The organism is Streptomyces sp. CBMA152, from assembly GCF_014596475.1.
Lineage (GTDB): Bacteria > Actinomycetota > Actinomycetes > Streptomycetales > Streptomycetaceae > Streptomyces.
The window spans coordinates 112904-125715 of record NZ_MECJ01000002.1; the positions used below are offsets into that span (position 1 = coordinate 112904).

General features: G+C 70.1%; 11 protein-coding genes and 1 riboswitch. Of the genes, 6 read left to right on the forward strand and 5 right to left on the reverse strand.

What is annotated here, in order from left to right; genetic code table 11:
* Window positions 1–290: 290 nt before the first annotated feature.
* Window positions 291–1397 (forward strand): esterase family protein, encoded by a 1107-nt coding sequence (locus tag BG418_RS01535; RefSeq protein ID WP_188271788.1) that lies wholly within the window; start codon window positions 291–293, stop codon window positions 1395–1397.
* 63 nt (window positions 1398–1460) lie between these two features.
* Here BG418_RS01535 and BG418_RS01540 read toward each other — a convergent pair whose 3' ends face one another.
* Window positions 1461–2324, reverse strand: a complete 864-nt coding sequence (locus tag BG418_RS01540) for a hypothetical protein (protein ID WP_188271789.1) — start codon at window positions 2322–2324, stop codon at window positions 1461–1463.
* A gap of 247 nt (window positions 2325–2571) precedes the next feature.
* Here BG418_RS01540 and BG418_RS01545 point away from each other — a divergent pair, with 247 nt between their 5' ends.
* Both BG418_RS01545 and BG418_RS01550 read left to right on the forward strand, forming a co-directional pair.
* Window positions 2572–3291 (forward strand): YcnI family protein, encoded by a 720-nt coding sequence (locus BG418_RS01545; protein WP_188271790.1) that lies wholly within the window; start codon window positions 2572–2574, stop codon window positions 3289–3291.
* A gap of 198 nt (window positions 3292–3489) precedes the next feature.
* Window positions 3490–5865, forward strand: a complete 2376-nt coding sequence (locus BG418_RS01550; protein ID WP_223184203.1) for a penicillin acylase family protein — start codon at window positions 3490–3492, stop codon at window positions 5863–5865.
* 15 nt (window positions 5866–5880) lie between these two features.
* Here BG418_RS01550 and BG418_RS01555 read toward each other — a convergent pair whose 3' ends face one another.
* Both BG418_RS01555 and BG418_RS01560 read right to left on the reverse strand, forming a co-directional pair.
* Entirely contained in the window at window positions 5881–6627 is a 747-nt protein-coding gene (locus BG418_RS01555) for a hypothetical protein (protein ID WP_188271792.1), read from the reverse strand.
* A 132-nt stretch (window positions 6628–6759) separates the two neighbouring features.
* A complete protein-coding gene (locus tag BG418_RS01560) occupies window positions 6760–7521 on the reverse strand; it encodes a TetR/AcrR family transcriptional regulator (protein WP_188271793.1) in 762 nt (253 codons plus the stop codon).
* A 488-nt stretch (window positions 7522–8009) separates the two neighbouring features.
* Window positions 8010–8217, forward strand: a riboswitch (cobalamin riboswitch).
* Here BG418_RS01560 and BG418_RS01565 point away from each other — a divergent pair.
* On the forward strand, window positions 8215–9375 hold the full coding sequence (locus BG418_RS01565) for a HoxN/HupN/NixA family nickel/cobalt transporter (RefSeq protein WP_188271794.1): 1161 nt from the start codon (window positions 8215–8217) through the stop codon (window positions 9373–9375). Its footprint overlaps the riboswitch before it by 3 nt.
* Here the strand turns inward: BG418_RS01565 and BG418_RS01570 are convergent.
* Window positions 9368–10207, reverse strand: a complete 840-nt coding sequence (locus BG418_RS01570; protein WP_188271795.1) for an NAD(P)H-binding protein — start codon at window positions 10205–10207, stop codon at window positions 9368–9370. The two genes, BG418_RS01565 and BG418_RS01570, sit on opposite strands and share 8 nt — an antisense overlap.
* A 116-nt stretch (window positions 10208–10323) precedes the next feature.
* Here BG418_RS01570 and BG418_RS01575 point away from each other — a divergent pair, with 116 nt between their 5' ends.
* Window positions 10324–11325: a YafY family protein gene (locus BG418_RS01575; RefSeq protein WP_188271796.1), complete on the forward strand. Its 1002-nt coding sequence runs from the start codon at window positions 10324–10326 to the stop codon at window positions 11323–11325.
* Window positions 11326–11386: 61 nt separating this feature from the next.
* Here the strand turns inward: BG418_RS01575 and BG418_RS01580 are convergent, their stop codons facing one another.
* Window positions 11387–12256, reverse strand: a complete 870-nt coding sequence (locus BG418_RS01580; RefSeq protein WP_188272291.1) for a GyrI-like domain-containing protein — start codon at window positions 12254–12256, stop codon at window positions 11387–11389.
* A 294-nt stretch (window positions 12257–12550) separates the two neighbouring features.
* Between BG418_RS01580 and BG418_RS01585 the strand changes: the two genes are divergently transcribed.
* Window positions 12551–12751: a hypothetical protein gene (locus BG418_RS01585; RefSeq protein ID WP_188271797.1), complete on the forward strand. Its 201-nt coding sequence runs from the start codon at window positions 12551–12553 to the stop codon at window positions 12749–12751.
* Window positions 12752–12812 lie beyond the last annotated feature (61 nt).

Genomic DNA, 12812 nt, shown 5'->3' on the forward strand with positions numbered 1-12812 from the left:
GTGCACGTGGAAGCAAGCGATCGCGAGGTCCCCCCTCACCGATCACGAAGTGACACTCAGCGTAGGGGCGGGCACTGACAATCTCCTCCGAATAGCCCCGGGGCGGGCGTGGGCCCTGGTATGCCAGGGTCCGTACGGACTCGTGGGATGATCGCCGCGTTGGTCCGGGGAACGTCAAGCCTTGATCTCGGTTCGGCAAATTTGGAACCCTTGTCCCGCCTTCGTCCATCCCCGGAGGCGGAACACGACCGTCGTGCCCCGCGGGGCAGAAGCAAGCCGGAGCCATTCTGATGTCGCACGCGTCCACCAGGACCAGGAGCGAGACATACCAGTCCCAGGGCCACCGCCGCGCCTCGAAGGCCCGGAGGTGGTTCTTCGTCGTGGCATCCCTCGTCCTGTTGGGGGCGATCGCCTGGCCGGTCATGAGCTATTTCCAGATACCGCCCTTCACGGACAAGGGCGACCCGATCTCGTACGGCAAGATCGACAACAAGCCCGGTGGCACCCCGCAGCAGCCCGCGGACTCCAAGACGCTCATGCCGACCGGACCGGAGGCCAAGTTCAAGATCTCCAGCACGCTCAGTAACGGCACGCACGTCGGTGTCGTGACGATCACCGGCAAGAAGTCGGGCTTCACCGGCAAGGTGTGGGTCTGGGCGCCGAAGGAGTACGACGACCCGAAGTACGAGAAGAGCGGTTTCCCCGTGCTGATCGCGCTTCCGGGCGGCCCCGGCTACCCCAACAACTACTGGATGGACAACAACCTCAAGCTGGAGTCGTCCATCTCCAAGTGGGCCGAGAGCGGCAAGGGCAAACCGTTCCTGCTGGCGATGCCGGTGCTCAACCCGCACCCCGACGACGGCGGGCTCTACTGGGACGGCAGCGACATCCCCAACCAGCCGAAGATGGGCACCTGGCTGACCGAGGACGTGCCGCAGCTGATGAAGGAGAACTTCCGCACGATCAAGTCGCGGGACGGCTGGGCGTTCATGGGTTCGTCCTCCGGCGGCTTCGCGGGCCTCAAGGCCGTCCTGAAGCACCCGGACAAGTTCAAGGCCGTCATCGCCTCGGGCCCGGACATCGTGCCCGACTCGCGGCTGTGGAACGGCCACCCGAAGGAGAAGGCCGAGAACAACCCCGAGGTGCTCTCCAAGCAGCTGATAGCCGCCAAGGGACCGGACGTGTACCTCGCGTTCCAGTACGGGACGAAGGAGAAGTCCGTCATCCCCAAGGTCGATAAGTACATCGCCACGTACGGGAACAAGGGGCCGATCCATACGCATCTGGAGGTCATCCAGGGCGGCGAGCACAACGCGGTCTCGTACATCAAGGGGATGGACGAGAGCAGCATGGCCTGGATCAGCGAACAGATCGAGGGACCCACTGCCTCGCAGTGACGCGGGGTGTGAGGTGTGAGCGGCGGCCGGGCTTGTGCCCGGCCGCCGTTTCCTTTGCGGCGGTCAGGCCGGGGTGCGGCGTATGCGGGCGCGGCGGCGCAGTACGCCGACGGTGCCCAGCGCGAGCGCCCCGGCGACCGCCCCTCCGATCAGCCAGGGGCCGGAGTGCGAGACCGGCTCACCGGCGACGGTGACCTGTGCGGTCACGGGTCGATGGCCGTGGCCGGCCATCACGGTGAGCGGGTACGTCCCCGGCCGAAGGTCGTGGCGCAGGTTGATGTGTCCCGCGTACAGCGTGGACCCGTCGTCGCACTTGCAGCCGGGGTCGTCCGGGCTGTCCGTCCGGATGGTCACGTCGTGCTCGAAAGCGGGTGACCTGACGACACGCGAGCCCCCGCTCTCGGAGAAGTGCTCGTCCGCGAGAACCACGACGACCTTGCTGCCCGGCCGTACGGGCTCGCCCATGCGCGTGGAGGGCGTCAGGACGCCGAACCGGCGGATCGTGAGCGAGTTGACCGGCGCGACCTCCAGCGGCGCCGTGGCGATGGCCCGGCCGTGGCTGGTGGCGGTGAGCGTGTACGTGCCCGGCTTGGCGTCGGCGCGTACGGGGTAGCCGCCCCTGGCCGGGACGAGAGCGGAGTCCCGGGAGCCCTTGCCTTCCGGGGTGAGGTGGATCGGCTTCGCCAGTGCGGGCGAGGTGACGGTGACCTCGTCCCACCCGGCGGGCATGTTCCGGATGCCGACCCCGAAGGAGTCACCGGCCTCGACGCGGTTGCCGCTGAAGAAGTCCAGCTCAGGCTTGGAGACGGCGCTCGCCGAGGCCGTGGGTGCGGGCGCGTCGGCCGACGCACCGGAGGCCGGGACCCACCAGGGGGTCAGCAGGGCGAGACCGATGACGGTCGCGGCCCGAACCGTGCTGCGCGACACCGTCGTTCCTTCCCCCGGATTCCTCCCGGGAAGTCTTCACCGGCGCTCACCGGCTTCTCCCGGAAGGGCGCTCAGAGGAGAAGAGCCCGGGCGGCCTTCGTGGGTTGCGTCGCTTTAACCAACCTTTACCTCATGGCCGTTGGGGGCGTCGGCGCCGGGCGGGTGGGGCTGTGTGCCCCACAGAGGCGGATGACACAATCCGCTGACCACGAGGGTCCCCACCCCACAGCGATACGGAGTTCCGGCCATGTCCCAGTACCACACCGCGCTCCGGCGCGCCCTGTCCCGCAGTGCCGTCGTCGCCGGGCTCGCGGCCGCCGGGGTGCTCACCGCCACGGGCGCGGCGTTCGCGCATGTCACCGTCCACGCGGACAACGCCGCCAAGGGGGCCACGGACGGTGTTCTGACCTTCCGGGTGCCCAACGAGGAGAGCGGCGCGGACACGACCAAGGTCCAGGTGGTCGTGCCCACCGATCACCCGGTGCTGTCGATGCTGGTGACCCCGGAGGGGGGCTGGACCGCGCAGGTGACCACCACCAAGCTGAAGACTCCGGTCAAGACCGACGACGGCACCATCAGCGAGGCGGTCTCGGAGATCACCTGGACCGGCGGCGCCATCAAGCCCGGCCAGTACATGGACTTCCATGTCGCATACGGGCAACTTCCCGACAACGCCGACCAGTTGACCTTCAAGACGCTCCAGACGTACTCCGACGGCAAGGTGGTCCGCTGGATCGACGAGAGCCGGCCGGGCCAGGACGAGCCCGCGAACCCGGCGCCCGTCCTCAAGCTCACCCAGCCGTCCAAGCCCGGAACCCAGCCGTCCGCCTCGGCCGCCTCCAAGGCCGACGCGTCCAGCAGCGACTCCACGGCCCGGGGCCTCGGCATCGCGGGCCTGGTCGTCGGAGTGCTCGGCGTCGCCGCGGCAGCCTTCGCGATCCGCAGCGCGAGGTCCGCACGCGGCTGACGTCGTCGGTGGGCGCGCCCGTACGCCCGTATCGCAGGCGAAATCCTTCTCAGGGTGTACATCCTTGGAGGCAGCGCCACGCGTCGATCTCGACCGCCGGGGTGATGGCGGCTGCCCGCCGCTCACGGCAGCCTTGCCCGCATGGTGAGAATGAGAAGCTCTGTGACGAGGCGTCAGAAGAGCGTATCCACACGGAGGTTGGCGCCGTCCGTCGTCGCGCTCTGTCTGGCGTCGGTCACGGCGGCGCTGCTGCCCGGATCCGCGTCCGCCGCCGCGTCGGGCCCGGCCGCGCGCCAGCCCACCGGTGACCACGGCTACACCGCCCAGATCCGCCGCACCGAATACGGCATCCCGCACATCCTGGCCTACGACTACGCGGGCCTCGGATACGGGTACGGCTACGCCTTCGCCCAGGACAACGTGTGCCAGCTGGCCGACGAGGTGGTGACGCTGCGGGGCGAGCGCTCCACGTATTTCGGCGCCACGGCCGACTCCGGCGACGGCACCCCCAACCTCGCGAGCGACACGTACTACCAAGGGGTGCGCAAGGCCGATACCGTACGGCAGTTGCTCGACCGCCCGGCACCGCTCGGGCCGACGCCCGAACTGCGCCGCATGGTCGAGGGCTACGCCGCCGGGTACAACCGCTATCTGTGCGACACCGGTGTGGCGAAGCTGCCCGATCCGACCTGCAAGGGAAAGCCGTGGGTCGGCCCGATCACCGCCACCGACATCTGGAGCCTCGTCCACGACGTCAACGCCAGCAGCGGAGCCGCCTCGTTCAAGCAGGCCATCGGCACCGCGACCCCGCCGGGTACGGCCAAGTCTTCGAAGCCCAAGCCGCTGTCGTCCCGTACGACCTCGGCCGAACGCGCCAAGAGCGACCTCGGCAGCAACGGATGGGCCCTCGGCCGTGATCTGACGCGCGGGCGGGACGGCATGCTGCTCGCCAATCCGCATCTGCCCTGGATCGGCAACTACCGCTTCTACCAGGTGCAGTTGACGATCCCGGGTGTCGTCGACGTCTCGGGTGCGGGCATCTACGGCACACCCGTCGTCGAGATCGGCCACAACCAGAACGTGGCCTGGACGCACACCACCAGCTACACCGACCACGCCGCCGTCTACCGCCTCACGCTCGCGCCCGGCGACCCGACGAGCTACCTCGTGGACGGCAAGGCGGTCCCGATGACCCGCAAGACCGTACCGGTCACGGTCCGGGGCGCCGATGGCAAGCAGTCCATCGTCACACGCACCCTCTACACCTCCCGTTACGGGCCGGTTCTCGCGGATGGCTGGACGGCCACCGAGGCGTACTCCCTGCGCGATGCCAACGCCGACAACCTGCGCTCGATGAACGAGTGGCTGGCGATGGGGAGATCGAAGAACCTCGCCGAGCTGAAGCAGGCGCAGCGCACCTACCAGGGCGTGCCCTGGACGTACACGATCGCCACCGACAGCAGCGGCACGGCGTACTTCACGGACTCCTCCGTCGTCCCGCACGTCGGCGACGACCAGCTGAAGCAGTGCGCCGTGCCGGGCGGCCACGACGATCTGCCCGTCGTGCTGGACGGCTCGCGCACCACCTGCGACTGGGGCAGCGACCCGGACGCGCTCGTGCCCGGCCTCTTCGGCCCGGCTCACCAGCCCCAGTTGACGCGTACCGACTACGTGGCCAACTCCAACAACGGCTCCTACCTCACCAACCCCGCAGCGCCGCTGACCGGTTACCCGAGGATGTACGACACCAGTGGCATCCCGCTGGGTCCGCGTGCGCAGCTCGGGCTCCAGATGATCGCGGGCCGCCGGGACGGCACCGACGGGCTCGGCAAGCCGGGGTTCGACCTGTCCACCCTTCAGGCGAGCATGCTCGGTGACCGCAACTACACCGCCGAGCTCGGCCGGGACGACGCGGTCGCGATGTGCCGTGCGCACCCCGTTCTGACGGCCACCGACGGCACCCTGGTCGATGTCCGCGCGGCCTGTGACGCGCTCGCCGCCTGGGACACCCGCGACGACCCGGACAGCCATGGCTCGGCGCTGTGGCACGTGTTCTCCACCGGCATCCGGCGCGGGCCGCACCAGTGGTACCGGGTGCCGTACGACCCGGCCCAGCCCCTCACCACCCCGCGCGGCCTCAACGGGGACGACACACAGGTGCGCAGTGCCCTCGCGGACGCGGTGCGGACGCTGGCGGCCCGCAAGGTGCCGGTCGACGCGCCCATCGGGAGTGTCCAGCGCTGGGAGGGGATCCCGCTGCCCGGGTGTTCCGGGGGCGAGGGCTGCTTCAACGTGGTCAACGCGTCCCCCGACTCGGGTCGCGGAGGCGGGACCGGACCGGTCGAGCCCGACGAGTACGCGTCCGGCTCCAGCTTCATCATGGCCACGCAACTCACCCCGCAGGGCCCGCGCACCCGGACGATCCTCACCTACGGCGAGTCCGCAAACCCCCGGTCGCCCCACTACACCGACCAGACCGAGCTGTTCTCCCGCAAGCAGTGGGTCACCGAACGGTTCACCGAGGCGGAGATCAACGCCGATCCGCACCGACAGATCACGACCCTGCGCCGCTGACGGTGGCGGGTCCGGTCAGGGGCTCGAAGGGCGGCCCGCGATCGCGTCGTACACCCTGATACGCAGACGGCGCCGCCAGCCCTCGCGCTCCTCCCGGGCCCGCGCCCGTTCGGCCTTGCGGCTGTCGGGCGGGTAGTGGGCCCGGGCCCAGGGCGAGCCGGGGCGGGCCAGGCGCAGGGCGCCGACCACGGCGAACAGTGGGACCAGGACGCCGAGCAGGCCGGTGAAGGCCTTGCCCTTGCTCAGGGCGACCAGCGCGAAGGCGGAGTTGACGCCGACCACGACCGCGTACGTCCAGCCGGAGACGGGAGCGCCGTCGACCGAGGCGTCGTTGACGCCGAACGGTGCCGCGCCCAGCAACAGCAGTCCGCAGACCGCCGCGCCGAGCACCACGGTGTCGACGGAGAGGCGGCCCTCCTCGGACCAGTAGACGTCCCGCAGATGCAGGATCAGGGCGAACTCGTCGAGTACGAGCGCCGTGCCGATGCCGAAGAGCGCGGCCTCGATCTCGGCCCACGGGCGCTCGCCGCCGATCGGCGAGGCGAGGCCGAGACCACCGATGATCATGAAGACCACGCCGAAGACGACATGGTGGATATGGAGCCCGCCGGGCGTGACGTTCTTGGGCCACCAGGAGACCTCGGCGCGGATCATCCGCACGCTGAAGCGGATGAAGAGGAATGCCCCGAGGAACCCGAGCAGCAGGAACAGCAGCGGCTGCTTACCCGGGTCCAGGATCTCGCTCCGGTACCAGTCGCCCATGGGTCAGTCCGGCCCGCCGGGCCGCTGCCGGTCGTCCATGCGGTCGGCCCTTTCTCGTGCCCCTCGCGCTGTGCGCAGCGTAACCAGGGCGGGGCGGACCGGCATGTCGAGGCGCCGCCGGACAGTGCCTCTTCAGCCGCTGGCGCCTCGCGCGCGGGCCAGGCGGGCTTCGAGGCCGTCGAGTACGCAGGCGAGACCGTCGGTGAAACCGTCGTCGCGGGCGCTGTCCACCTGCTGCTCGCGCTGGAGGGCGTAGAGCCTGCGCAGCCGGGGGTAGGGCTCGACGGCCCGTTCGGCGGCGGGCCACAAGCCCGTCACCCACTCCTGCTCGCTCATACCGCTGCGGGCGAGCGTGGTGAGCCAGGCGGCCTCGGTGGTCGACACCCCGATGGCATACGCGGCGACGGCGTTGACGGCCCGGTCCGCCGCCTCCAGGGTGAACCCGGCCCGCTCGAACACCCCCAGCAGACCCTCGGACATCCGCATCATGTTGGGCCCGAGCGCGGCCACCCCCGCCTCGCCGAGCACCGACACGATCCACGGGTGGCGGTGGAAGGCGGAACGCAGGCTCTGGGCGCAGTGGGTGGCGGCCGCGCGCCACTCGTCGGGGGTGTCCGTGGTGTCCGGGACCTCGATCTCGCCGTAGATCTCGTCGACGACCAGCTCGATGAGCTCGTCCTTGTTGGCCACATGGGTGTAGAGCGAGGTGGCGCCCGCGTTGAGGTGGCTGCCGAGCTTGCGCATGCTGAGGGCGTCGATGCCCTCGGCGTCGAGCAGTTCGAGGGCGGCCGACACGATGTGGTCCCGGCTCAGCGAGGGCTGCTCACGCTTGCGGCGCTGGGGGCGGGTCCACACGGAGGGGATGGTCCGCGGCGGCTGGGTTTCGGCCGGCATCCGGCCTCCTCTCTCTCGCGCCCCAGGGTATCGGCTCGGCGGCACGTTGTACGCCGACACGAACGGCGTACGCAGGACGAACAGTGTGTGGCGCGTAGGTGGGGAATCCGGCGCGCGTCAGGCCGCCCCGAGCCCCTGGCGTGGAAGCGGGGTGTCCGTAGGTCATCGCGCTGGTCGTCTCACCGGTGAGGCGACTGGCGGTGCTGCCGGAGAGACCGGCGTGGGTCTTCCGGGCCGTCGTCCGCCCGCCGCCGGCCGTCGCAATGGGTGCAGGTGTGGGGGTGCGAGGGCGGGGTGTTGAGCCAGTAGGCGCCCGCGAGTTCGGCAGGGTGGGCGCGGGCTCTCTCTTCGTGGGAAGGGTTCATATCCGGTCCAACTGCCCTTCCGCCGCCGGGGGGACGGGGTGTGGGCGCTCTGCAATCGGATCGTCACCCGCGCCGGAGGAAGTGCCTCCATTTGGGTGGACTTGCAGGTCAGGCGGACCCCACCTACGGTTGGCGAGCCGTGGTGTTCGGGAAGACCGGTGCAAGACCGGAGCGGCCCTCGCCACTGTGATCGGGTCCCACGTCGTCCAGGCCATGAACGGCTTCGGGTAGCCCGTCCCGTTGTGCCACTGGTGCCCGTGTGGGTGCCGGGAAGGCAGGGGCGGTGCGACACCCGTCAGCCAGGAGACCGGCCACGGCATCTCGCGAAATGATCCACGAGGTGCTGGAGCGTGAACGTATGACCCTGCCCACTCCGTTTCACTGGCGGCGTGAGGACACCGTCCGAACTGCCTGGCTGCTGGCGGTGATTGCTGCCCTGCACATCGTCGCGTTCGGGATCCTCTTCCTGCTGGTGGTGCCGCGTCACTACGAGGTCGGCTCGAAGACCTTCGGCCTCGGCCTGGGCATCACCGCCTACACCCTCGGCATGCGCCACGCCTTCGACGCCGACCACATCGCGGCGATCGACAACACCACCCGCAAACTGATGGCCGACGGCAAGCGGCCGGTGTCGGTGGGCTTCTGGTTCGCGCTCGGGCACTCCAGCGTGGTGGTCGTGATGGCCGCGCTGGTCGCCGGGGGTGCGCAACTGGCGGGCACCCTGATGAACGACGACTCGCGCACCCACCAGACGCTGGGCGTGGTGGGAACCACCGTCTCCGGCTCGTTCCTCTACCTCATCGCGGCCCTCAACCTGGTCGCCCTCGTCGGCATCCTGCGGGTCTTCCGCGCGATGCGCGCCGGGACGTACGACGAAGTGCAGCTCGAACAGCACCTGGACTCACGCGGGTTCATGAACCGCATCCTGGGGCGGTTCACCAAGTCGATCACCCGCCCCGGCCAGATGTACCCGCTGGGCTTCCTCTTCGGGCTCGGCTTCGACACCGCGACCGAGGTCACCCTGATGGTGATGGCGGGCTCCGGCGCGGCGGCCGGATTGCCCTGGTACGCCGTCCTGTGCCTGCCCCTGCTGTTCGCGGCGGGCATGAGCCTGTTCGACACCATCGACGGTACGTTCATGAACTTCGCCTACCAGTGGGCCTTCTCGAACCCGGTACGCAAGGTCTTCTACAACCTCACCATCACCGGCCTCTCGATCGCGGTGGCCTTCCTGATCGGCACGATCGAGCTGGTGGGCGTGCTGCACGACAAGCTCGACCTGAGCGACGGACTGACCGGCTGGGTCGCCGGACTCAACCTGGACAACGTCGGGTTCATCATCGTCGGCCTCTTCGTCGCTGTCTGGGCCGCCGCCCTGGCGTACTGGCGGCTGGCCAGGGTCGAGCAGCGCTGGGCGGTGCGGGTCGCCTCGGCGGAGGTGCCCGGCCAGAGCCGTCCGGACACGGCCGCACCCGCGGACGTCATCTGAAGGCCACGACGTTGTCCGCCGCCCAGGCGGCGAACGTACGCGGTGCCCGGCCGAGGATCCGTTCCACGGCCGGGCTCACCCGCCGCTCCTCGGCGGTGGGTTCGCCGAGGATGCCGAGCGTGCCCTCGACCGCCGGCTCCGGCATGAAGCGCAGCATCACCTCCCGCGCCTCGGCCCGGCTCTGCTCCACGAACCGCACCGGCACCCCCAGCGCGTCACCGATCGCACGGGCCTGCTCGCGCGGGGAGACCGGGGCCGGTCCGGTGAGTTCGTACGTCCGGCCCGCGTGGCTCCCGTCGCGCAGGGCCACGGTGGCGACGGCGGCGATGTCGGCCGGGTCGATCACGGGCAGGCCGACCTCGCCGAAGGGCGCGGCGACCGTCCGCTCCGAGTGGACCGAGGCCGCCCACATATAGGCGTTGGAGGCGAACCCGCTGGGCCGCAGGACCGTCCAGCCGAGGCCCGACTCCCGTACGGCGTCCTCGAAGGCGCGCAGCCGGGCGTGTGCGGGGGAGTGCGGCCGGGTCGCGGTGGCCTGCGAGGACTGGAGGACCACCCGCCGGACCCCGGCGGCCCGCACCGTGTCGAGGATCGCGTACGGATCGAAGCCCTCGCCGTCGCCGGGGACCAGCAGATACAGCGCGTCGGCTCCATCGAGGACGCGCTTGAGGCTCTCGGTCCTGGCCGGATCGGCCTGCTGGAACTCGACGTTGCTCGGCACGTTCCCGGTCGGCACGCGACGGGACAGCGCCGTGACCCGCTCGCCCGCCGCGGCGAGGGTGTGGACGAGGTGCCGTCCGACGTTCCCGGTGGCTCCGGTCACCACGATCATGATCTCTCCTGGATGGTCGGTGTGGCGCGGCTTTCGTTCCGCCGCGCTCGATCTGCACTCATCCTGGAAGCCAAACTGGCCATCTCCTGGCCAGTTTCCAAACGAGAATGATCGGTATGAGAGCCGATCGTCTGGTGGCGACCCTGCTGTTCCTGCAGACCCGCGGGCGCGTGACCGCGCGCGAGGTGGCGGCGGAGCTGGAGGTGTCCGAACGCACCGCGCGCCGCGACCTGGAGGCGCTGGCGGCCGCCGGCATCCCCGTCTACTCCCAGCACGGGCGGGGCGGCGGCTGGTCGCTGGTCGGTGGGGCCCGTACGGATCTCACCGGTCTTACCGCTGCCGAGATCCGCGCGATGTTCCTGGTCACGGGGCCGTCGGCGGCCTCGCTCGAACTGCGCACGGCACTGCGCAAGTTGATCCGGGCGCTCCCCTCGACGCTGCGGCCCGACGCCGAGGCCGCCTCGAAGGCCGGGGTCCTGGACGGCACGGACTGGTGGCGCCTGCCCGTCACGGCGGGTACGCCCCAACTGGACGCGTTGCAGCGCGCGGTGGTGGAGGGCCTGCGTATCCGGCTCGGATACGCCCGCCCCGGCAGCCCCGCCGGTACGCGCACGGTCCACCCGCTGGGCATCGTCACCAAGGCGGGCGTGCCGTATCTGGTGGCGGGCACGGAGGAGCGGGTGGGGGCCGATGAGGACGCGCCTCCGCCCGCCGCCGACACCGCTCACGCCGGTCTGCGCGTCTTCCGGCTCGACCGCATCACCTCGGTGGAGCTGACCGCCGACCCCGTCGTCCGGCCCGACGACTTCGACCTGGCCACGGCCTGGCGCGAGTTGGCAGCCCCGATGGAGGAACGGATGCGCGGGGCGACCGTACGGGGGCGGGCCGAGCCGTCGGCCGAACGCGTCCTGGCGATCCTGTTCGGCGGCCGTCTGCGCCTCGGCGACCGCCGGGCCGACGGCTGGCTGGAGATGGAGATCGACGGCCCGTCGCCGCAGATCGTGGCCGCGCAGCTGGCCGGGCTCGGCGCGCGCGTGGAGATCCTGGAGCCGCTCGAGGCCCGCGAGCGGCTGGCGGAACTGGCCGTCGAACTCGGCGCGTTGTACGGACGGCCCTAGGGTGCGCAGAACGGCCGTCGGGCCCGGGGCACACACCCGGGGCCCGACGGCCGTCCAAACGTCAGCGCGGGTCCCGCTCCACCGGGATCCACAGTGCCGCGTCGGAGTGTCCTGCCTGCTCCTGCGAGAACCGCACCCGCAGGATCTCCGGCCCCGGCCTGCTCCGGTACGGGTTGGAGGGGAACCACTCCGTGAACACGTCCCGCCACATGTGCTGGAGCGACTGCGGGAAGGGCCCGGAGTTCTCGAAGACGGCCCACGTGCCGGCCGGGACGGTGAGCGCGTCCAGGTCGTCGGGCGGGGTGAGCCCGGTCACCACGGCGTGGTAGTAGTCGAGTTCGGTGCCCTCCGCGCGGCTCGGGTCGAGGTCGTCGCTCACCGACACGATCCCCTCGGGGTCCTGGTCGGACAGACTGCTGATCCGCTCCACGGTCTCCCGGTCGATCCCCGCGATGAACTCGGCGATCGCCGGGTTCACCCCCTCGTGTATCAGGGGGACCCGGGCCTTCTTGCCGACCACCCGGAACTCGTCCTTCTCCACTACTCGGTATCGCATACTGCTGCTCCCTTCGACGATGAGACGGAAGGACATCCGGGGCTGGGAACTCAGGGCCGCACTGGTCCGCCGGGCCTCGCCCGGGCCGACACCGTGCACGGCCCGGAACGCCCGGGCGAACGCCTCGCCCGAGCCGTAGCCGTAACGGACCGCCACCTCCAGCAACGTCCGCTCGTCGGCGAGCACTTCGGCACCCGCGACGGTCATCCGCCGACGCCTGATGTACTCCGACAGCGGTATCCCGGCGAGTGCGGAGAACATGCGCCGGAAGTGGTACTCCGACGTCGCCGCGATCCGCGCCAGCTCGGCCGCCTCGATCGGCTGATCGAGACGGGCCTCGATGTGGTCCATGGCCTGGTTGAGCCGTTCCAGCACCCCGGCCTCCTTCCTTGTGATCACCACGTTAGGAAGGACCCAGTGTCCCCGACCCGACATTCTGTGCCCGAAGCGGTCGGGTGGGTACGCGGGTACGCCGGTCCGGGTACGCCGGTCCGGGTACGGGAAAAGCGTTCCGAGAAAATAGTGCGGGGCACCTTAATGCCCGGCTGTCGAGATCCGCTCAATATCCGGCCGGTAATTGTGTGGAGACGTTTCCGGGCAGGCGTCTTCGGCTGTCGGCATCGACGGAATGCCTCCCGAACTGGGCTTTCGTTGGCGCACGTTCTCCCCGTGGACGTTTTTTCGCCAGACGTCGTGACGCTTGTTGATGCCCGCCAACGAGGGGTCTATGTTTTGCGAGCGGCGGGAATCGGAACGCAAAAACCCTTCTCGCCGCGAGAGTCGAAACCAGGGAAGGAGGTGACAGAAATGAAGCTCGTCATCGAGATCGTCGAGGACAGCCGGGTGCTGGTGCACCACCCGGGCACCTGACATCGGCCCCATCGGGGCTGAATGCGAAAGAACGCGAAGGAACGCGAAAGTCCGGCTGTGA

What these genes read in the sequence shown, in the direction of transcription:
- BG418_RS01545 (WP_188271790.1), top strand. Translation starts at nt 2,572, where the DNA reads ATGTCCCAGTACCACACCGCGCTCCGGCGCGCCCTGTCCCGCAGTGCC.
- BG418_RS01565 (WP_188271794.1), top strand. Translation starts at nt 8,215, where the DNA reads ATGATCCACGAGGTGCTGGAGCGTGAACGTATGACCCTGCCCACTCCG.
- BG418_RS01570 (WP_188271795.1), bottom strand. Translation starts at nt 10,207, where the DNA reads ATGATCGTGGTGACCGGAGCCACCGGGAACGTCGGACGGCACCTCGTC.
- BG418_RS01535 (WP_188271788.1), top strand. Translation starts at nt 291, where the DNA reads ATGTCGCACGCGTCCACCAGGACCAGGAGCGAGACATACCAGTCCCAG.
- BG418_RS01555 (WP_188271792.1), bottom strand. Translation starts at nt 6,627, where the DNA reads ATGGGCGACTGGTACCGGAGCGAGATCCTGGACCCGGGTAAGCAGCCG.
- BG418_RS01575 (WP_188271796.1), top strand. Translation starts at nt 10,324, where the DNA reads ATGAGAGCCGATCGTCTGGTGGCGACCCTGCTGTTCCTGCAGACCCGC.
- BG418_RS01560 (WP_188271793.1), bottom strand. Translation starts at nt 7,521, where the DNA reads ATGCCGGCCGAAACCCAGCCGCCGCGGACCATCCCCTCCGTGTGGACC.